At 37.6% G+C, this 19,783-nt stretch carries 23 protein-coding genes; all 23 read right to left on the reverse strand.

Features of this window, described 5'->3' with window-relative positions; translation table 11 throughout:
- Nucleotides 1-6: 6 nt before the first annotated feature.
- The 23 genes from ACTSKG_RS09040 to fsa all read right to left on the reverse strand — a co-directional run bounded on the left by ACTSKG_RS09040 (nt 7) and on the right by fsa (nt 19,679).
- Nucleotides 7-543: a F0F1 ATP synthase subunit delta gene (locus ACTSKG_RS09040; RefSeq protein ID WP_464757854.1), complete on the reverse strand. Its 537-nt coding sequence runs from the start codon at nt 541-543 to the stop codon at nt 7-9.
- Entirely contained in the window at nt 540-1,055 is a 516-nt protein-coding gene (atpF, locus tag ACTSKG_RS09045; RefSeq protein WP_464757855.1) for a F0F1 ATP synthase subunit B, read from the reverse strand. Before atpF ends, ACTSKG_RS09040 begins: the two co-directional genes overlap by 4 nt.
- Nucleotides 1,056-1,182: 127 nt before the next feature.
- Nucleotides 1,183-1,407 (reverse strand): F0F1 ATP synthase subunit C, encoded by a 225-nt coding sequence (gene atpE / locus ACTSKG_RS09050; RefSeq protein WP_053590520.1) that lies wholly within the window; start codon nt 1,405-1,407, stop codon nt 1,183-1,185.
- Nucleotides 1,408-1,475: 68 nt separating this feature from the next.
- Nucleotides 1,476-2,186 (reverse strand): F0F1 ATP synthase subunit A, encoded by a 711-nt coding sequence (gene atpB / locus ACTSKG_RS09055; RefSeq protein ID WP_464757856.1) that lies wholly within the window; start codon nt 2,184-2,186, stop codon nt 1,476-1,478.
- Between the two features lie 26 nt (nt 2,187-2,212).
- Nucleotides 2,213-2,587, reverse strand: a complete 375-nt coding sequence (locus tag ACTSKG_RS09060; RefSeq protein ID WP_464757857.1) for an ATP synthase subunit I — start codon at nt 2,585-2,587, stop codon at nt 2,213-2,215.
- 6 nt (nt 2,588-2,593) lie between these two features.
- Nucleotides 2,594-2,812 (reverse strand): AtpZ/AtpI family protein, encoded by a 219-nt coding sequence (locus ACTSKG_RS09065; RefSeq protein ID WP_464757858.1) that lies wholly within the window; start codon nt 2,810-2,812, stop codon nt 2,594-2,596.
- A gap of 218 nt (nt 2,813-3,030) precedes the next feature.
- Entirely contained in the window at nt 3,031-3,660 is a 630-nt protein-coding gene (gene upp, locus ACTSKG_RS09070; RefSeq protein ID WP_464757859.1) for a uracil phosphoribosyltransferase, read from the reverse strand.
- A gap of 453 nt (nt 3,661-4,113) precedes the next feature.
- Nucleotides 4,114-5,349, reverse strand: coding sequence for a serine hydroxymethyltransferase (locus ACTSKG_RS09075; RefSeq protein WP_464757860.1), 1,236 nt, complete (start codon nt 5,347-5,349; stop codon nt 4,114-4,116).
- Nucleotides 5,350-5,369: 20 nt separating this feature from the next.
- Entirely contained in the window at nt 5,370-5,915 is a 546-nt protein-coding gene (locus tag ACTSKG_RS09080; RefSeq protein WP_464757861.1) for a TIGR01440 family protein, read from the reverse strand.
- A 14-nt stretch (nt 5,916-5,929) separates the two neighbouring features.
- Nucleotides 5,930-6,370, reverse strand: coding sequence for a ribose 5-phosphate isomerase B (gene rpiB / locus ACTSKG_RS09085; RefSeq protein WP_464757862.1), 441 nt, complete (start codon nt 6,368-6,370; stop codon nt 5,930-5,932).
- Between the two features lie 228 nt (nt 6,371-6,598).
- Complete coding sequence (locus tag ACTSKG_RS09090) at nt 6,599-7,903, reverse strand: methyl-accepting chemotaxis protein (protein WP_464757863.1); 1,305 nt, start codon at nt 7,901-7,903, stop codon at nt 6,599-6,601.
- Between the two features lie 2 nt (nt 7,904-7,905).
- Complete coding sequence (locus tag ACTSKG_RS09095) at nt 7,906-8,346, reverse strand: low molecular weight protein arginine phosphatase (RefSeq protein WP_464757864.1); 441 nt, start codon at nt 8,344-8,346, stop codon at nt 7,906-7,908.
- A gap of 59 nt (nt 8,347-8,405) precedes the next feature.
- Nucleotides 8,406-8,909, reverse strand: coding sequence for a manganese efflux pump MntP (locus tag ACTSKG_RS09100; protein ID WP_464757865.1), 504 nt, complete (start codon nt 8,907-8,909; stop codon nt 8,406-8,408).
- 215 nt (nt 8,910-9,124) lie between these two features.
- On the reverse strand, nt 9,125-10,153 hold the full coding sequence (locus ACTSKG_RS09105) for an L-threonylcarbamoyladenylate synthase (protein ID WP_464757866.1): 1,029 nt from the start codon (nt 10,151-10,153) through the stop codon (nt 9,125-9,127).
- A gap of 69 nt (nt 10,154-10,222) precedes the next feature.
- Nucleotides 10,223-10,750: a stage II sporulation protein R gene (locus ACTSKG_RS09110; protein WP_464757867.1), complete on the reverse strand. Its 528-nt coding sequence runs from the start codon at nt 10,748-10,750 to the stop codon at nt 10,223-10,225.
- A 44-nt stretch (nt 10,751-10,794) separates the two neighbouring features.
- The gene (gene prmC, locus ACTSKG_RS09115; RefSeq protein ID WP_464757868.1) at nt 10,795-11,652 is read right to left on the reverse strand and encodes a peptide chain release factor N(5)-glutamine methyltransferase; all 858 of its coding nucleotides are present in this window, start codon (nt 11,650-11,652) and stop codon (nt 10,795-10,797) included.
- The gene (prfA, locus tag ACTSKG_RS09120; RefSeq protein WP_464757869.1) at nt 11,645-12,724 is read right to left on the reverse strand and encodes a peptide chain release factor 1; all 1,080 of its coding nucleotides are present in this window, start codon (nt 12,722-12,724) and stop codon (nt 11,645-11,647) included. The genes prmC and prfA overlap by 8 nt, the downstream gene beginning before the upstream one ends.
- A gap of 1,171 nt (nt 12,725-13,895) precedes the next feature.
- Complete coding sequence (locus ACTSKG_RS09125; protein ID WP_387581930.1) at nt 13,896-14,468, reverse strand: thymidine kinase; 573 nt, start codon at nt 14,466-14,468, stop codon at nt 13,896-13,898.
- Between the two features lie 173 nt (nt 14,469-14,641).
- On the reverse strand, nt 14,642-14,857 hold the full coding sequence (rpmE, locus tag ACTSKG_RS09130; protein WP_464757870.1) for a 50S ribosomal protein L31: 216 nt from the start codon (nt 14,855-14,857) through the stop codon (nt 14,642-14,644).
- Nucleotides 14,858-15,022: 165 nt separating this feature from the next.
- The gene (gene rho, locus ACTSKG_RS09135) at nt 15,023-16,306 is read right to left on the reverse strand and encodes a transcription termination factor Rho (protein ID WP_464757871.1); all 1,284 of its coding nucleotides are present in this window, start codon (nt 16,304-16,306) and stop codon (nt 15,023-15,025) included.
- 297 nt (nt 16,307-16,603) lie between these two features.
- Nucleotides 16,604-17,566 carry a class II fructose-bisphosphatase gene (gene glpX, locus ACTSKG_RS09140; RefSeq protein WP_464757872.1) on the reverse strand — a complete coding sequence of 321 codons (963 nt, stop codon included), beginning with the start codon at nt 17,564-17,566 and terminating at the stop codon, nt 16,604-16,606.
- Nucleotides 17,567-17,734: 168 nt separating this feature from the next.
- On the reverse strand, nt 17,735-19,012 hold the full coding sequence (locus ACTSKG_RS09145) for a UDP-N-acetylglucosamine 1-carboxyvinyltransferase (protein WP_464757873.1): 1,278 nt from the start codon (nt 19,010-19,012) through the stop codon (nt 17,735-17,737).
- A gap of 19 nt (nt 19,013-19,031) precedes the next feature.
- On the reverse strand, nt 19,032-19,679 hold the full coding sequence (gene fsa / locus ACTSKG_RS09150) for a fructose-6-phosphate aldolase (protein ID WP_464757874.1): 648 nt from the start codon (nt 19,677-19,679) through the stop codon (nt 19,032-19,034).
- Between the last annotated feature and the right edge of the window lie 104 nt (nt 19,680-19,783).

Genomic DNA, 19,783 nt, shown 5'->3' on the forward strand with positions numbered 1-19,783 from the left:
ATAATATTAACCGATCAAATTACGTTTTAAACGATCTAACTTAGTGCTTAGACTGCTATCGTAAATGCGGTTTCCGATTTGAACACGTATTCCACCAATAATAGATGGATCTACAATGTTTTCTATACGTAAAGAATGTTTTCCAACATTTTTTGCAAACACGGTTGAAATGTTCACTCGTTCTTCTTCTGTTAAATCACGAGTTGAATATACTTTCGCTTCTGCAACACCTTGTGCTTCATTGGAAAGAGTCATAAATTCATTGATAATGTTACCAACTTCGCCTAATCTTTTCTTATCAATAAGCACTAGAAGTGTATTAATCACGATTGGATTAGCATTTGTAAAAATTTGACGAATAAGCTCTTTTTTCTTGTCTAGGGAAAGCTTTGGAGAAGTGAATAGATTCTTCAATTCTTTATTACTATTCCAGACAATTTTAAGCTCACGTAAATCTTCTTCAACAGAACGAAGCTCGTTTTTTTGTTGTGCTAATTCGAATAATGCGATTGCGTAACGCTTTGCTACAGTTGAATTACTCACTTAACTTCGCCTGCCTTCGCAATCGTTGCCTCGATTAGCGCACGATTATCTTCTTCCGAAACTTCTTTTTCAAGAACTTTGGACGCTGCAAGTACTGAAAGTGAAACGACTTCTTCTCGTACCGCTGCAATCGCTCTTTCTTTTTCTGTATCAATTTCACGGATAGCAGATTCTTTCAAACGCGCAGCTTCAGAACGAGCAGTCGTAATAATTTCTTCACGAGATACTTCGCCTTGTTTCTTCGCATTTTCTACAATCGCTAATGCTTCCGTACGTGCTTCTTTTAATAAGTCACGCTGTTCTTCAAGTAAACGCGCTGATTCTTGGCGGCTATTTTCAGCAGCTTCGATTTCGCTTGCGATTAACTCTTCACGTTGAATCATAATACCCATCAGTGGACCCCATGCTACTTTCTTCAATAAGAATAAAAGTAGAACGAAGAAAAATAATGTAGCAAAGATATCCAAAGTGTTAAAATGGCTAGCGCCAAGTACAAGGTAATCAAAAGACACGATTGTTTCACTCCTTTCAAACGCTATTAAGAGATATTGCTTCTATTAAAATAAATTGTGTTCATTGTTTTCTAGTTCATAAAGAGAATGGCGGAATGCTCCGCCATTATAGACTTGTCTATGTTTATTATTTGTTTAATACGATGAATGCGATAACTGCTGCGATAATTGGAATCGCCTCAACTAATGCTACCCCGATGAACATAACTGTTTGTAAAGCTCCACGTGCTTCTGGTTGACGAGCGATACCTTCTACTGTTTTTGAAACGATTAAACCATTACCAATACCTGCACCAAGTGCGCCTAAACCGATTGCTATAGCTGCTGCTAAAAGACCAACTGAACCTACCATTGTGTAATTTCCTCCTTGGAATGTTGTTTGTTTTTATTTATTTCTGTTTAGAAATCTAAACAGTTATATTAATGGTCTGCTGACACTTTATGTGACATATAAACCATTGTTAACATAACGAAAATGAACGCTTGGATTCCGCCGATAAATAGCGAGAAACCTTGCCATGCCATTGCTGGGATAATTGCCCCAATAAAACCAAATGGCCCAGATATTGCTAATCCTGCAAGTAGTCCTAATAGAACTTCCCCTGCATAAATGTTTCCGTAAAGACGAAGACCGAGTGTCAACGTATTTGCGAACTCTTCAATAATTTTTAAAGGTAATAGGAATGGAAGCGGCTTTAAGAAGTCTTTTCCGTATTCTTTAATACCTTTCATTTTGATACCGTAATAGTGCGTTAATAGTAGAATCATTACTGCAAGTGTCATCGTTACCGTAGGATCTGCAGTTGGAGATTTCCACCAAAGCACACCATCATACGATATGGAGAATGGAAGACCTAATACGTTTGCTACTGCAATAAACATAATTAATGTTATTCCAAGCACATGAAACCGGCCACCTGTTTTCCAATCGAAGTTACTTTTAATAATGCCTTTCACGAAGTCCATAATCCACTCCATGAAGTTCTGCATACCAGTTGGTTTCAGTTTCAAGTTTCTTGTCGCAAAAAATGCGATCAAAAATACGATGAGTGTTGTAACTGCTAACATCAATATGTTTGACAAGTTACCATGCATCCCTAGAAACACAAAATCTGGATTTTTATGTTCCACGATTGTTTCACCTCTCTTTCACAATCTCATAGTTGGTGTCTTGCAAAATACAAAATCCGTTCTACGATAAGTAGAACATAGGGAATCATTAATCCAATAACAGTGCTTACTAGATGGATATACTCTGGAAGGGCTAAGGCTATTGCAACGGCTGCTACGCCAGATGCGAAGCGAAATGTCGTACCAAGACCTGCTCGTCCTTTTCCATCTGTTAACACACGATCAAATTTCTCCATTCTACGAACTAGAATCCAGAAATTATACAGACCAAATAAAGAACCTAGTGCTAAGCCCGCAAAAATTGTCGAATATGGGGTGAATCCCCAACCTAGCGCACATGCTGCGAGCAAAAAAAATATGTACTTTCTTTGCTTCGTATAGATACGTTGCATTTCCTGCATGGGTCTTTAGTCTCCTGAATCGTATTTTCGAATGGTAGTAATAATGGCAATCACACCAACCGCTAGGCCAGTAAGAAGAAATATTACTAGAAATAATGGAGTGGTTCCAAAGATACTGTCTACCCACATTCCTGTGAATATACCTATTAAAATAGAACCTACAAGCTGTGAGAGAATCGCAGAATACATTGCTATCCCTTGTAAAGGACGTCTATTTGGACGCATAAAAGAATCCTCAAGTTTTTTCTTTTATAGTAAAAACTGTGAATCTAGTAGAAAGTTGATACGACAAGTATTTCAAGCATGAAACCCCTATCATTTTATATCCTTTGTAAGCATACAATAGGGGCAATTTGATGTCAATTAGAAGTAGTGAAATTCTTCACAAATACTGACTATTTGACATTTTATCGACAAATTTAAAGTAGGAAATTACTATTTTTTTATTTAGTTCCAAACAATCGGTCCCCAGCATCTCCTAAACCAGGAACAATATAGCCATGATCATTTAGTTTTTCATCTAATGCAGCTATATAAATATCCACATCTGGATGAGCTTTTTGTAATGCCTCTACACCTTCTGGAGCTGCAATTAAACACATAAACTTAATATGTATTGCACCTCGTTTTTTAAGCGAGTTCACTGCTTCTATTGCAGAACCCCCAGTAGCAAGCATTGGATCCACTAAGATGAATTCTCTTTCAGCTACATCTGCAGGAAGTTTCACATAATATTCAACTGGTTGTAATGTTTCTGGATCACGATAAAGACCAATATGACCAACTTTTGCAGCGGGAATAAGCTTTAATATTCCATCAATCATGCCAATTCCAGCACGTAATATAGGTACGACACCTAATTTTTTACCTGCCAACACCTTGGATTTTGTTTTTTGGACTGGAGTTTCTACTTCTGTTTCTTCTAAAGGTAGATCACGTGTAATCTCAAAAGCCATTAACGTTGCAACCTCGTCTACAAGTTCCCGAAATTCCTTTGTTCCTGTGTTTACATCACGGATATATGTAAGTTTATGTTGAATTAGGGGATGATCAAATACAAATATTTTTGTCATATGGCATTTCTCCTTCTTGTTTTAGTTGCAATTCTATTAATTATAACAAAAAACACGGGTCACATACTAGCAATCCTTCGTTCTTACTATTTCGTCTATTTGCTGTCGTCATAGGTTTGTAAAAATATTGTCCTTGACTGTCTGCATTAGCTTTATTTCATACTCCTCACATGTTGCCCAATAGTCTTTTTATAAATTCATTTGAAATTTAATCTGTATTACGAAAGAAAGAATGGTATTAAATGGTGAGAAGAAGCTTTATGGTCAGAAAACTTTTTATATGGACAGAAAAAATTTTATACGGACAGAAATTCATTTATCCGATCACAAAGTTTATCTATCCGGTCAGAAATAATTTTATCTGGACAGAAAGGCAGTATAAAATGAGTATACTACTGCAGAGAAAAAGGCAGTTGGAATGTGCTCATCCCGACTGCCTTTATTACTAATCTCTTAATTATACAATGGAAAATTAGATGTTAATGCTGCAACTTTTTCTTTTGATTCTTTTAAGATTGCTTCATCTTCATGGTTTTTCAAAAGCTTTGCAATAATAGAAGCGATTTCTTTCATTTCTTCTTCTTTAAATCCACGTGATGTAACAGCTGGTGTACCAATACGAACTCCAGATGTAATAAATGGACTTGCAGTATCAAAAGGAATAGTATTTTTGTTGACAGTAATACCTACTTCGTCAAGGACATGCTCTGCTACTTTACCTGTTAAACCTAAAGCTGAAACATCCAACAGCATAACGTGATTGTCAGTACCACCAGAAACGATACGAATACCTTCTGCTGTTAAACTATCTGCTAGTACTTTAGCGTTTGCAATTACTTGTGCTTGGTAATCTTTAAAATCCGGTTGTTGTGCTTCACCAAATGCCACTGCTTTTGCAGCGATTACGTGCATTAGTGGGCCACCTTGAATTCCTGGGAAAATCGTTTTATCAATTTTCTTCGCGAATTCTTCAGTTGTTAAGATTAATCCTCCACGAGGTCCACGCAAAGTTTTATGTGTTGTCGAAGTAACGAAATGTGCATGCGGTACTGGATTTGGATGAAGACCTGCTGCGACTAGACCTGCGATATGTGCCATATCTACAAATAGGTAAGCTCCTACTTCATCTGCAATTTCACGGAATTTAGCGAAGTCAATTGTACGTGAATACGCACTTGCTCCAGCTACAATCATCTTAGGTTTATGTTCTAATGCAATTGCACGAACATTTTCATAATCGATTGTTTCTGTTTCTTTATTCACTCCATAATCAATGAAGTTATATTGGATTCCACTGAAGTTTACTGGAGAACCATGCGTTAAATGTCCACCATGTGACAAATTCATACCTAAAATTGTGTCACCAGGTTGCAAAGCAGTCATATATACTGCCATATTAGCTTGTGAACCTGAATGTGGTTGGACGTTTGCATGTTCAGCACCAAAAATTTCTTTCAAACGATCACGAGCAATGTTTTCTACTACATCTACATACTCACAACCACCATAGTAGCGTTTACCTGGGTAGCCTTCTGCATATTTATTTGTAAGTACTGAACCTTGTGCTTCCATAACTGCTTCGGATACGAAGTTCTCTGAAGCGATTAACTCAATATTTGCTTGTTGACGCTTTTTCTCCGCCAGCATAGCTTCATAAACCGCTGGATCTTGTGATAAAATTTTCTCCACTCTTAGTTCCTCCTCCAATATTATCCGTAAAATGCACGTTCTCCACCAATTAGCTTCGGACGTGTTTTCGCAATCGTAACGACTGCTTCCCCAATTTGTTTTATGGACACGCGAATCGGCACAGCAACTGGTTGCAACTGCATACCAATAAGGGTTTGTCCTATATCAATGCCAGCCTGTGCTTGCACATGCTCGACAACTACAGGGTCTTGAAATTGAGTGTACGCATAGGCAGACATAGAGCCACCTGCGCGGACAACAGGAATAACTGAAACTTCCGGTAATCTAAAGAAAAGTTGTGTTTTTCTTTCCATTGTAATTGCTCGATTTATATGTTCACAGCCTTGAAATGCTAAATGAACTTTATTTCGATTTGCAAATGCTTGTAATGGTTCAAATAAAACTTCAGCTACCTCTAAACCACCAGCAGTACCAATTTTCTCGCCGATAATTTCAGAAGTAGAACAACCAATGACAAATAAATCATTTTCTTTTAAAATTGCTTGCTGTTCCACTTCTAGTAGAAGCTGTTCTATTTGTTGTTTCCACAAATTTTTTGCTTCCATATGAAATCACCTCTTTAAGCGTTTTCTAGTTCCGTAATCTTTTCAACACGTCGCTCATGACGTCCGCCTTCAAAGTCTTGACCAAGCCATGTAGCAACAATTTCTCTTGCAAGTCCCGGACCTATTACTCTTTCGCCCATCGCAAGGACATTAGAATCATTATGTGATCTCGTTGCTTTTGCAGAAAATACATCATGTACTAATGCACAACGAATACCTTTTACTTTATTTGCTGCAATTGACATTCCAATACCAGTACCACAAATCAATATTCCGCGATCAAATTTCCCACTCGCAACACCATCTGCAACTGGAAACGCAAAGTCGGGATAATCGACTGAATCATCATTAGTTGGACCGAAATCCTCATAGGATAATCCAAGCTCTTCTAGCTGTTGAATAATTTCTTTACGTAGGTTATTACCACCGTGATCGGAAGAAATGGCTATTTTCAACTCGTTCCCTCATTTCTGTTTAAATTCTAATTCATCATACCATTTTTCAGAATAAAAAAACACAATTCACATACAGTGAATTGCATTCTTTACAAAACAATTGACGAATTTCTGTCAAAACTCTAATTTCCCTTCATGTTTTTAGTTAAAACTGTACATAACACGAACTATATCTTACATTTTAAATTTATAGTTCGTATATTGACTATTTTCTCACTTCACACATCGTTATTTTGAAGTTCGATCGAATTGACAAATAACCTTGAACAAGTCTTCTGATTGTTGTTTCAACCCTTCAGATAAATGGTCAATTTGTTCGATGGAGCGTGCTTGCTCATCTGTAGCGCTTCTTACTTCTTCAGCACCTGCAGATGTTTCTTCTGCTATTGCAGCTACTTCTTGTGATTGACGAGCCGTACTTTCAATATTAGATAATTGTTGTTCTATTAGTGTTGATATCTCCACAACTGACCCTGCCATATCATGGATTTTATTGGACATACCTTCAATTGCTTCGTTTGTTTCGGATACTCGTTTTGCTTCTCCTACCGCAAAGCTAACTTGGTTCGTCATTTGTTGTACAACTGTTTGCACATCGGTTTGAATAGCAAGGATTAATTCGGAAATACCTTGAACAGCTTTTGCACTTTCATCGGCTAGTTTACGAACTTCTTCTGCAACAACTGCAAAACCTTTTCCGTGCTCTCCTGCACGAGCAGCTTCAATGGATGCATTTAGTGCAAGCAAATTCGTTTGAGCTGCAATATCCCCCACCAACTGAATAATACTTTCTACTTTTCCAGCGTTTTCTTCTAATTGTTGTACATTTCCGAGTGCCGACTCACTTCCTGAGGCAATTTTTCGTATCCCATTTACAAGTGATTCAATAACTTCTGTAGTTTGCGCTAGACCAACAATCATTTCTTTTGATTGGACAGAAGATTCTTCCGCACGTTTATTTACTTTAGAAGCAAGTACTCTTACATCTTCCACAGATTCAGCAGTGTCTTGTACCGCTACCGCTGATTGTTCTGCCCCTTGCGAAATTTGTGCAATAGTATGAGCAATTGCTTCCGCTTGTTCAGATGCGACAGACGATTCTTCTGACAATTGTTGTACAGTATTGTTTGTTTTCTCAAAATTTTCTTCAATGCTTTGGACCATTTCTCTTAAGTTCACTAACATGGATTGAAAAGCAACTGCAACAGATTGGATTTCATCTTTAGACTTTGGTACAACTACGTCCACACCGATTTTTCCTTCTGAAGCAAGTGTTGCAACTTTTTCTAAATTAAATAAGGGCTTGATAATTACTCCACTGAAAAAATAAGCTAATATAGCGGACCAAATAATTCCTAAAGCATACATTGCTATTTCAAAATTAAGTGATTTTGTAGCACCATCAAATATTAGTGGTTGTACAAAGTTGATAAAAACGGCACTTGTTGAGTATGTAATGATAGCTAAAATAGTGACAAATAATACAATCTTCTTTTGTATTCCAAATGCATACTTTTTCTTTTTCTCTTTCATACTTAATCCCCCCGAAGTCTTTTCACTAATTCTTCTGTTAGTGCATTTAGTTCTTGAAACGTGTTTTCATATGTACGCACATCCCCGCCATATGGATCAGATACATCTTGTACATTTTGGGGTGTTACAAACTCCGTGTACATATACAATTTAGTCTTGGTATGCGGGAATATTTGAAGGATTGATTGTTTGTGGGAATCTGTCATCGTTAATATGAGATCTGCCCAATCTACTATTTGCTTATTTATCGAAGTCGAAGAATGAGTAATCGGTATCGATGCATTCTCTAATACTAACTGCCCATTTTTAGACATGCTTCCACCGTCCAATGCATAAATACCTGCTGAACGAACTTCCACATTTTCTAAATCACGAGACTTTAATAACGCCTCAGCTATTGGGCTTCGACATGTATTTCCCGTACAAACAAATAAAATATTCATCGTTCTATTTCCCCATCTCTAGTATATAATATTTAGTCCTATAAATGTTTTAAATATTGTTAAATATTTCGTAAAGTTAAAACTCCCATTATTAAAATAACGAGTCCTGCTAATCTCATAATGATAGCTCGGTCCATAAATGTGTGCTTAATAATGAATTTTTGTGCAATAAATACTCCTAAAAAAGAAAAGATCCCTGAACTTAAAATAAAAATAAGCTTTTCTACTTTAAGCATACCAAACGAAATACTTACTGAAAAGGTATCAATACTAGCAACTATTGCGAGAAGATAAGGAGATAATAGCGGCACTTGTTTAGGAGATTGTGTAATAATCATTTGTAATCCTACTAGCGATAAAAGTACCCCGGATAAATAAGGACTTGCATGTTGCAAATAATTCTGCACGACGATACCAGCATAGTATCCAATTAAAGGAAAAAGCATATGTAATGACGCTACCCACGCAGCAATCGTAAAGACTTGTTTTCGATAAGGAACAAGCGAAAACAATATAAGTACATCTACTGACATTAAAACACCAGCTAAAATTTCACGCCACAAAAAAATCTCCCCCGTCCTTTTGCATAATTAACTATATGCAATTAGATAGGGGAGAATACACTGCTAACGTTGTATACTTATCTTGGTATGGATAAAATAAGTGAATCGGTCGAAAAATACTGATAATCGGTCGCATTCTACTAGAAACGGTCGAATATAACAAGGAATCGGTTGAATTCAGAATAAAATCGGTCGAATAACCCAGAGAAACGAAATTACTTATCAAACCAGTTGCCGTTTGCAGCTTTTTCTAATCGATTCATAATAGCTGCTCCAACTCCTTCTTTTGAGAAGACAGGAACAAGGACTAAATCTGCATCCGTTTCATCACAACTTCTTAATGCTTCATATAATAGATGTGCTGCATCTTCCAGCTGATTCTCTTTTCCTAAAGAAAAAAAGTAATCCGCCTCGCAATTACCAAATTGCTCTCTTGCAATTAATGCTACCTTTTGAAGATTTTTATGTATTTTTTCTATTGCATTTTGTACAGTTTCTTTGGAATTGTAAATCAAGTATACAGGTGCATTCGGGGCATAATGTGCATATTTCATTCCTGGTGCTCGAGGTGCCTCTACTTGATCTGTCGGCATGGATTCATTTACTTGTCCGATTACTTTTTCAAGCATCTCTTTTGTAATTCCACCTGGACGAAGAATCGTCGGCACTTTGGATGTGACATCTAATACTGTCGACTCTAGACCGATTCCTGTCGCACCACCGTCTACTATAAAAGGTATTTTCCCATTTAAGTCATGGAATACGTGAGCAGCTTTCGTAGGACTTGGTTTTCCACTTCTATTTGCACTCGGAGCAGCAACTGGAAGTTTTAAACGTCTCAGTAATTCAAGTGCCACCGGATGTTCAGGCATCCTAACCCCTACAGAATCTAGTCCAGCGGATACATTCTTTGCTAGTGTATTTGGCTTCAGAGGGAGGACAAGTGTGAGTGGACCTGGCCAAAAAGCATCCATGCAATCCTTTGCTATTTGTGGAATATTCATTGTAAAAGCTTCTATTTCCACTTTTTCTCCGATGTGCACAATAAGTGGATTATCCTGAGGTCTGCCTTTTGCTTCAAAGATTTTGCTCACTGCTTTTTCATTTGTCGCATCTGCACCTAATCCATATACTGTTTCTGTTGGAAAAGCGACAGTTTCTCCTGCTTTTAACAAACTCACAGCTTGTGCATAACCTTCCGTTTTTGTGGATAAGTTATCCACACTTACAATTTGTGTTTTCATCTATTATTTTCTCCTTTCTACGGTATTTATCCACATTTTTGTTGATAACTATATTGTTTTTGTGGATAATTATGTGGAAAACTTCTTTTTCAGCCATTCCCAAACCCAAAACTTTGGCTTCTCTTCCACTACTTCTTCTTTGTAGCATACTTTCGGAAACAACGCACACCACCAGTTATCACCACGACCACTACCGATTGTTATAACAACAGACTCCACATAATTTTGTGCAGTTATCCCTTGATTCCATGCTTTGGGTGGAAATAATGCTAAGCCTGAGGAAAGACTAATATCTTTTTCGTATTTTTCTGACAACTTATCCACAGCTTGTTCAAGTTTTGTATAAATTTGTGGATTATTTTGATATTGGACTAAAAGAGGCTCAATACTATTTTTCACTTCGTGTTTTATTTGTTGATCTTCTATTGTATTGCTATTTGCAATTAATCGAAAGCGCAAACCATCCGCTTGATCGGTAGGCTGAAATAATATAAATAAACAAAACTGAATAAGAAGTAACATCCACACGAAGAAAATAATTGCGTCTATTTGCTTGCTAATTCTTGGTGCTCTCTTTATCTCATAATCTGGTAACATATAACATTCCTCCTTAGGAACATTGTTACCAATAGATTCATAACTTATTCAGTAATTGTGCAAAAAACAAAACGATTTTTTTTATTAATATCTTGGACTACTTCTACCAAGGCCTTAGGAAATGCAGTTTGGAGCATATTTTGCACCGCTACTCCTTGTTCATAACCAATTTCAAAACCTATGAAACTAGGTACGTTCATCATAGAAGGTAGCTGCTCTGCCATTTTTCGATACAATTGCAATCCATCTTCTTCTGCAAATAAGGCTAGATGTGGCTCATAATCAATTACTGTATCTGAAAGTGTTTCTGCTTCGCGCAAACCAATGTAAGGCGGGTTAGATAATACAACATCCCATTTTTGAAGTGAAATTGGAGCTAGTAAATCGCCTTTCTTGAAATGGATTTCTGCATCCAATAGCTGTGCATTTTCCAATGCCACTTCAAGTGCTTGCTCGGATATATCGGTTGCAGTAACTTCTGCATTAGGGATTTCTTTTTTTATCGTGACCGCAATCGCTCCGCTTCCAGTACCTATATCAGCGACTTGCAAGATTTTATTTGCATCGAAAAGGGTTTTTACACGATTTTTTACTTCTTCTATTAATTCTTCTGTTTCTGGACGAGGAATCAATACGTTTTCATTTACAAAGAAATCCCGACCGTAAAAGGTTTCCTGTCCGATAATATATTGAAAAGGTCGCCCGGTAGCATGTTCTTCAACATATGACCAAAACGTATGAAATTCTTCTGTGGATAATTCGTCGTACATTGCGAACATTAATTGTGAATAGTTTTTTTTCAAAACATGTTGCAACAAATAACGAGCCACTTCTTTTTCTCGATTATTCTCTTCTAAAAAAGAAGAAGCCCGGGTTAGGGCCTCATAAGTTGTTTTACACATTAGTATCATTCATTCTTTCTAATTTTTCTGCTTGGTCCTCTAATATTAATGCATCCACTATTTCATTTAGCTTTCCTTCTAAGATCTGGTCGAGCTTTTGAATAGTTAACCCGATGCGGTGATCCGTCACCCGATTTTGTGGATAATTATATGTTCGAATCCGCTCCGATCGGTCACCAGTACCTACAGCAGATTTACGAACGGCATCATATTTGGCTTGAGCTTCTTGACGGAATTTATCTGCAACACGAGCACGTAGAATTTTCATAGCTTTTTCTCTGTTTTTAATTTGCGATTTTTCATCTTGCATAGAAACTGTAATGCCTGTTGGTAAATGCGTCATACGAACAGCAGACATAGTCGTATTAACAGATTGACCACCCGCTCCAGAAGATGCAAATGTATCTACACGAACATCTTTTTCATGGATATCGACATCCACTTCCTCCGCTTCCGGAAGAACAGCAACTGTTGCGGTAGATGTATGAATACGGCCACCAGACTCTGTTTCCGGTACGCGTTGTACACGATGGGCACCATTTTCATATTTCATTCTAGAATAAGCATTAGTTCCATTAATCATGAAAATAATTTCTTTGAATCCACCAAGCCCTGTTGGAGAGGATTCCATAATATCAATTTTCCAGCCTTGAGTTTCTGCATATCTACTATACATACGGAATAAATTACCTGCAAATAATGCCGCTTCGTCTCCACCAGCTGCTCCGCGAATCTCCATAATAACGTTTTTATCATCATTCGGATCTTTTGGAATTAATAACACTCTAAGACGCTCTTCCAGTTCTGTAATTTGGCTTTCCAAATCATTTACTTCTTCTTTTACCATATCACGCATATCCGCATCGAGCTTTTCCTCTAACATCAGTTTTGCGTCATTATATTGACTTTTTGCATCCTTGTATTCACGATACGCATCTACTGTTGGCTGCAAATCTGATTGCTCTTTTGAATAATCTCTTAGTTTTTTTGTATCGTTCACCACATCTGGATCACTAAGCAATTCATTTAAATTATTATAACGATCTTCTACCGATTGTAATCGATCAAACATCGAGCTCACCTCGTTCGTTTAAGTCTATATCATTCCTATTATAAAGAAAAAGTGTCATCCTCGCTACTTTTTCCGTAATATTCTTTGCAAAGCAGGCTGTTGCTTACATCCAAAAGGAGTGCAAGACCATTTTACCTCGATTCGAGACTAAATTGCTCCAAAGCGAGAACAATTAGCAAATCCAATTGAAAAAGTGTTTTCTTGCACATCAAATCAGCGTAATTTTACATATAATAGCAGTTTGAGACCAATTCACCCGACAAGAAACCAAATTCACAAATCAAATAAGAAAAACCGGGTAAAAAGACGCCCGGTCCTTTTAAGAAGAGTAACTTAGAAATGGTTGATTTCCGCTATGGCGGACGCTTTTCGCGGGCATGGCTTCAGTCTCCTCGTCACTCCGTTCCTGTGGGGCCTTCCGCTCATGCTATTCCCGCAGAAGTCGCCGCCTACGCTCCAATCAACTAGTATGTATTGTACGATTTATAATTTCTTAGTTAGATAGATGTCATTTAAATCCTATGAACATTAGTTAGGGGACTATCCGGATGTACAAAATTCCACCAAAATTTTAAAAAGCAATAGCATCCCTTATTCAATAACGATTACAGGATGGCATTATCACTACGTTTACATAAACTAATTCTATTTTCTTAGAGATAGCTGGGCTAAATCTTCTTGTTAAGTCTACTTACCTAATAGATTGTAGTGAAAGGTGGCGACTCCAGCGGGATGAGTGAGACAGATGAGCCATCACAACGAACGCGTAGCGGCGGTGATGGTTCATCGCTCACCCCGCGGAACGCGCCCACCTGAAACGGAAATCCGCTGTATTATCTAATTCTTTAAAGTACTATGAACACTGGTTTCGCAGGACGATAATCCACATACTTTCTTATCTTTTAAGAAAAACGCAATCGTCCTATAAGTGTACCTGGCGGAAGGCAGCGAATCCTAGGGGATTAGCAAGCAAATCAAGACCTTGGACGGAGCGTAGCTAAATTAATTTCTGCGACGAGCTTTGCGCAGGTGCACAGGAAGCGGCTTGATGCTTGTCCCCAAGAAAGCGTCCGCCTGCAGCAGAAATTAACCTGTTCACGGCATAAAAACTTATAGCTTTCTTTCAAAAAACCACTTTATTCATATAGAATAAGTGGTTTTTGCTTTGTATTTATAAAGGTGGATTGGCATGGCATTTACGGCATACTGGATAGTAGGAGTCGTTGCCACCGATTTGAATTTGTTCGCCAGTGTATATTGGTTTGCCATTTTCGTCTACACGGAGATTCATAATAGCTTTCTTATGGCAGAACCAGCAAATTGTTTTCATTTCCTCAATTTTATCTGCGTATATTAACATATAGCGACTTCCTTCAAAAAGTTCATTTTGGAAATCGTTTTTTAGTCCGAATCCCATAACAGGAATATCTAGTTCATCTACAATTTTTGTTAGTTGTAAGACATGCTCTTTTTTTAAAAATTGCACCTCATCAATTAATACGCAATATGGTTTTGGTGAATGATCTTTTACCAACTCATATAAATTTGTATCGTCATAGATTGCTGTAGCTTTTCTCTTTAATCCTATTCTACTTGAAATATATCCAATTTCATCTCTTGTATCAATGCCTGGTGTAAATATGAGAACTGGCTTATCTTGTTCCTCGTAATTATGAGCTACTTTTAGAATTTCAATAGATTTGCCACTATTCATTGCACCGTGCTTATAAAATAATTGCGCCATTCTAATTCTCCTTGTAATTCAATTTCTTCTACTAATCTATTTCCTATATCTATTTATAACATAAGGGAGTGGACCTCGATATATAAAAAAATATTTACATTATTATGTATGCAAATGTTCCAAACAAATAAAAATACCTGCAAAACACAATGTGCTTTGCAGGTACTTGGTAATTAGTTTTTAATTTCTTCTTTAATACCGTATTTTTTGTTGAAGCGATCAACACGGCCATCCGCAGCTGCGAATTTTTGACGTCCAGTATAGAATGGGTGACATTCGTTACAGAACTCGACTTTGATGTCGTTTTTTACAGAACCAGTTGTGAATGAGTTACCACATGAACATGATACTGTTGCTTCTTTGTAATCGGGATGAATTCCTGCTTTCATCTCTATCTCTCCTCTCGCCCTGAACCATCTGGAACAGAGTTGTTTATGAAACTGATACCTTACACGATCCGATTGTTTGCCAATCGTATATGTAGCAGAAAATTGTAAACTTACAACATATATAATAGCATCTATACATTTTAAATGCAAGTTGTTAGTTTTAGTTTATAGAGTCACTTTACCACTACGATGTGCTTTCATTTCAACTGCTAGTTGTTCAAAAAATCCTTCGTTTGTTTTTGACTGACGAAGTTTTTTCAAGAAACGCTCAGCAAAATCGCCAGAATCGGAGAAAGTTTTGCGAATAGCCCAAAGTTTATCCAACTGATCTTTTTGAATTAGAAGTTCTTCTTTTCGAGTACCGGAACGACGGATATCGATTGCTGGGAAAATTCTACGTTCTGCAAGACTTCTATCTAAATGAAGTTCTAAGTTACCCGTTCCTTTGAACTCTTCATAAATTACCTCATCCATACGGGAACCCGTATCAACTAATGCCGTAGCAAGAATTGTTAAACTACCGCCTTCTTCGATGTTACGCGCAGCCCCAAAAAATCTTTTTGGACGGTGGAATGCCGCTGGATCAATACCACCTGATAGCGTACGACCACTTGGAGGTATTACTAAATTATATGCTCGAGCAAGTCGAGTAATAGAGTCCATTAAGATAATAACGTCACGTTTATGTTCAACTAAACGCATTGCTCTTTCTAAAACAAGCTCCGCCACCTTTACATGGTTTTCAGGTACTTCATCAAATGTAGAACTTACCACATCTGCTTTAACGGAACGTTCAATGTCAGTTACTTCTTCAGGACGCTCGTCTATTAATAAAACAATTAGTTCTGCGTTTGGATGATTTGTTGTAATTGCATTTGCAATTTCTTTAATTAATAAAGTTTTCCCTGCTTTTGGAGGAGCAACAATTAGTCCACGTTGACCATAACCAACTGGAGCTACTAAATCCATAATGCGAGTCGATAATTTTTCTGGACTAGTTTCAAGCTTAATTTGGCGGTCTGGATATAATGCTGTCAGTCCTGGAAAGTGTACACGTTCTTTTGCGATTTCTGGATCTTCCCCATTAACTAATTCTACATGTAAAAGACCATAGTAGCGTTCACTTTCTTTAGGAGGACGTACTTTTCCAGTTACTTTGTCTCCATTTCGCAAATCAAATCTTCTAATTTGGGAAGCAGAAATATAGATATCTTCAGAACTTGGAGAATAGTTAATAGGGCGTAAGAAACCAAAACCTTCTTGTTGGATAATTTCTAATACGCCTTCCATAAAGAAGAACCCTTCTTGTTCAGCACGTGATTTTAAAATTGCAAAAATAAGTTCTTTTTTCGAAAGTTTACTATAAGTCGCAACTTTATATTTGCGTGCAAGGGTATATAGCTCTTTTAAAGTCATATTTTCTAACTCATTAATTGTTGTTTGTGTCATTGGCATAGCACCACTCTTTATTATATTTTGTTGTTTCGTATTTTTGGGGATATATACTTTGGTGTATCTGATTTCACTCGTCGCCCCAAAAAACTGCACACGAGCTTGTACAATAACTCTCACCAAAGGCTGTAACCTATTTCAATGGTAAGCTGACCAATCAAGTTTATGAGTTGTTAGCAACATCTCGCTTTTATAAAAGGTGGCGACTTCTGCTGAAAAAGGTTTAATAGGATTGAAGTTTATAAAGAGGATACCCGACCGACTAAGCCGGGTATACATTAGAGAAGTTTAGTTTTATAGAACTAAATTCGGTTTTTTCTTTAAGCTATGTCTTCCTTCAACAAATCGGATTGTACCTGATTTTGCACGCATAACGATTGAATGAGTAGAGCCAAAAGCTCCTTTAAATTGTACTCCACGAAGAAGTTCTCCGTCCGTTACACCAGTAGCTGCAAAGATCGCGTCGTCACCTTTAACCAAGTCTTCCATACGTAAAATCTTATTTACATCCAGACCCATTTTGATACAACGTGCTAGCTCTGCTTCGTCCTGAGGAATAAGTTTCCCTTGAATTTCCCCGCCTAAGCATTTTAATCCAACTGCAGAGATAACCCCTTCAGGCGCCCCACCCATTCCAAAAAGAATATCTACACCAGTATTATCGAAGGCTGTATTAATAGCTCCGGCAACATCACCATCTGTAATTAACTTGATGCGAGCTCCAGCAGCTCTAATTTCATCGATAATTTTTTGGTGTCTTGGACGACCTAAAATAGTAGCCACTACATCCTCAATGTCTTTATTTTTCGCACGGGCAACCGCTCTCAAATTATCAATAACTGGTGCGTTAATATCCACTTGACCTATTGCTTCAGGACCGACTGCTAATTTTTCCATATACATATCTGGAGCATGAAGTAAATTTCCGCGATCTGCAATTGCAAGAACTGCAAGTGCATTCCATCCCCCTGAAGCCACGATATTCGTACCTTCTAAAGGATCCACTGCCACATCTACTTGAGGACCTCCAGTTCCTTGTCCGAGCTTCTCTCCGATATATAACATCGGTGCTTCGTCCATTTCACCTTCCCCAATTACTACGACACCTTCCATTGGGATTGTGTCAAAAACTGTGCGCATAGCAGTAGTTGCTGCGTCGTCTGCTTCATTTTTTAATCCGCGTCCCATCCAACGAGCTGATGCGATAGCTGCGGCTTCTGTTACTCGGACTAATTCCATTGATAAACTACGTTCCATCTAATATGTGCCTCCCGTTTACGGTTTACGGTTAATAAATCCGTCCTGTCTTTCTTCCTGTTACATTGTAGCATATTTTCTAAATAAGAAAAGTGCAAGGTTCCTAGAGTCTAGACAGTTAATTTGTTGAAGAGTTATACTCTCTTAATTGTTCCGAATGCATTCAATTTATTCGTTGTTTATTTCTATTTCCTTTATTTCCACTCGTCTAATGTCTGCTCCTAATCCTCGGAGCTTTTCAATAATTGAACTATAGCCACGTTCTATATGAAATATATCTTGAATTTCTGTTTCTCCGTCTGCTATTAAACCAGCAAGAACTAACGCTGCTCCTGCACGTAAATCACTTGCGCGAACCGTGGCAGCTTCTAGTTTGGCCGGTCCAGTGATTATTGCAGTTCTACCATCTACCCGTCCATTGGCACTCATACGACGGAGTTCATCAATTTGTTTAAATCTAGCTGAATAAATGGAATCTGTAATAACTGATGTACCTGTGGCCTGTGTCATTAGCACTGAAAATGGTTGCTGTAAATCAGTTGGAAACCCTGGATACACGAGTGTTTTAACATCTACCGCTTGTAATTTATCTGACTTAGGTATAAATATTTTTTCTTCATATTCTTCTACTTTAACGCCCATTTCACGTAGCTTTGCCGTTAACGCCTCTACATGAAAAGGAATGACATTATCAACGGTGACTCCGTCTCCGGCAACTGCTGCCATAATCATGAATGTACCTGCTTCAATACGATCCGGGATGATGGTATGCTTCGTCCCATGCAATTCTTCCACACCTTCAATTCGAATTACATTCGTACCAGCACCTTTAATATTTGCTCCCATATTAGATAAAAGAGTTGCGACATCAATGATTTCTGGCTCTTTTGCAGCATTTTCAATGATCGTTCTTCCTTTTGCAAGTACGGCAGCAAGCATTATATTAATGGTTGCTCCTACACTTACAACGTCTAAATAAATCTTTGAACCTACTAATTCATCTGCACGTAAATAAATTGCTCCATGCTCATTGGATACCGATGCACCCAGAGCTTCAAAACCTTTAATATGTTGATCAATTGGACGTGGTCCAAGATGGCAACCTCCTGGTAATCCTATAGCTGCTTTTTTAAATTTCCCAAGAAGCGCACCCATTAGATAATATGATGCACGTAGTTTTTTTATATTACCATTCGGTAGAGGCATATCCACTACATTCGTCGGATCGATTGTCATTGTTCCATCTTCAAATGTAATTTTTGCCCCTACTTCTTCAAGTATTTCTTTTAATGTCAATACATCTAAAATTTCTGGTAAACCTTCTATAGTAACTGGGGAGTTAGCTAGTAAGGAAGCCGGAATAAGTGCTACCGCACTATTTTTTGCTCCACTTACCTTAATCGTTCCATGTAAACGATTTGCACCTTTTATTTTATAAACTTCCATACGTTTCTCCTTCGTCTTGTTACTCGCTTTTACGATTGTTCCAATCCGCTAGAAATCCTTCAATCCCTTTGTCTGTCAATGGGTGATGAAATAATTGTTTTAATACTTTGAATGGAGTTGTAGAAATATGAGCACCATTTAACGCGGCATCTGTAATATGCTGTGGATGTCTAATCGAAGCTGCAATAATTTCTGTATCGATATTGTGTATTTCAAATATTTGAGCAATTTTCGCAATTAGTTCCATTCCGTCATGTCCTATATCATCTAAGCGACCAAGAAATGGAGATACATATGTTGCTCCAGCTCTTGCTGCTAATAGTGCTTGGTTTGCACTAAAAATAAGTGTTACATTAGTTTTTATTCCTTCTGAACGGAAAACAGAACATGCTTTTAGACCTTCAGGTGTCATTGGTAGCTTAACCGTTATATTCGGAGCAATTGCAGCAAGTTCTCTACCTTCTTTAATCATACCTTCTGCATCTAACGCGATTACTTCTGCACTTACAGAACCATCTATTAATGCTGTAATTTCGCGAAGACGATCATGGAAAGAAATATTTTCTTTCGCTACTAGTGATGGATTTGTTGTTACGCCAGATAAAATTCCCCAAGCGTGTGCTTCTTTAATTTCCTCGAAATTGGCTGTATCTATAAAAAACTTCATATAATTAATATCCTCCTGTTGATTGAAAAATAGGAGAAGCATCTGATTTTAAAACAGAGCACTTCTCCTCAGACTGTTGACAAACACTTTCATTTTTCGTTGCA

It is taken from the genome of Psychrobacillus syltrankelensis (assembly GCF_055454035.1).

Bases quoted from the DNA above. Each gene is read 5' to 3' on its own strand.
- glpX (WP_464757872.1), bottom strand. From the start codon at position 17,566: ATGGAACGTAGTTTATCAATGGAATTAGTCCGAGTAACAGAAGCCGCA.
- ACTSKG_RS09065 (WP_464757858.1), bottom strand. From the start codon at position 2,812: ATGCGTCCAAATAGACGTCCTTTACAAGGGATAGCAATGTATTCTGCG.
- ACTSKG_RS09080 (WP_464757861.1), bottom strand. From the start codon at position 5,915: ATGGAAGCAAAAAATTTGTGGAAACAACAAATAGAACAGCTTCTACTA.
- ACTSKG_RS09060 (WP_464757857.1), bottom strand. From the start codon at position 2,587: ATGCAGGAAATGCAACGTATCTATACGAAGCAAAGAAAGTACATATTT.
- atpE (WP_053590520.1), bottom strand. From the start codon at position 1,407: ATGGTAGGTTCAGTTGGTCTTTTAGCAGCAGCTATAGCAATCGGTTTA.
- prfA (WP_464757869.1), bottom strand. From the start codon at position 12,724: ATGTTTGATCGATTACAATCGGTAGAAGATCGTTATAATAATTTAAAT.
- ACTSKG_RS09095 (WP_464757864.1), bottom strand. From the start codon at position 8,346: ATGAATATTTTATTTGTTTGTACGGGAAATACATGTCGAAGCCCAATA.
- fsa (WP_464757874.1), bottom strand. From the start codon at position 19,679: ATGAAGTTTTTTATAGATACAGCCAATTTCGAGGAAATTAAAGAAGCA.
- ACTSKG_RS09110 (WP_464757867.1), bottom strand. From the start codon at position 10,750: ATGTTACCAGATTATGAGATAAAGAGAGCACCAAGAATTAGCAAGCAA.
- ACTSKG_RS09145 (WP_464757873.1), bottom strand. From the start codon at position 19,012: ATGGAAGTTTATAAAATAAAAGGTGCAAATCGTTTACATGGAACGATT.
- rho (WP_464757871.1), bottom strand. From the start codon at position 16,306: ATGACACAAACAACAATTAATGAGTTAGAAAATATGACTTTAAAAGAG.
- ACTSKG_RS09105 (WP_464757866.1), bottom strand. From the start codon at position 10,153: ATGAAAACACAAATTGTAAGTGTGGATAACTTATCCACAAAAACGGAA.
- ACTSKG_RS09090 (WP_464757863.1), bottom strand. From the start codon at position 7,903: ATGAAAGAGAAAAAGAAAAAGTATGCATTTGGAATACAAAAGAAGATT.
- rpmE (WP_464757870.1), bottom strand. From the start codon at position 14,857: ATGAAAGCAGGAATTCATCCCGATTACAAAGAAGCAACAGTATCATGT.
- prmC (WP_464757868.1), bottom strand. From the start codon at position 11,652: ATGTGTAAAACAACTTATGAGGCCCTAACCCGGGCTTCTTCTTTTTTA.
- ACTSKG_RS09125 (WP_387581930.1), bottom strand. From the start codon at position 14,468: ATGGCGCAATTATTTTATAAGCACGGTGCAATGAATAGTGGCAAATCT.
- upp (WP_464757859.1), bottom strand. From the start codon at position 3,660: ATGACAAAAATATTTGTATTTGATCATCCCCTAATTCAACATAAACTT.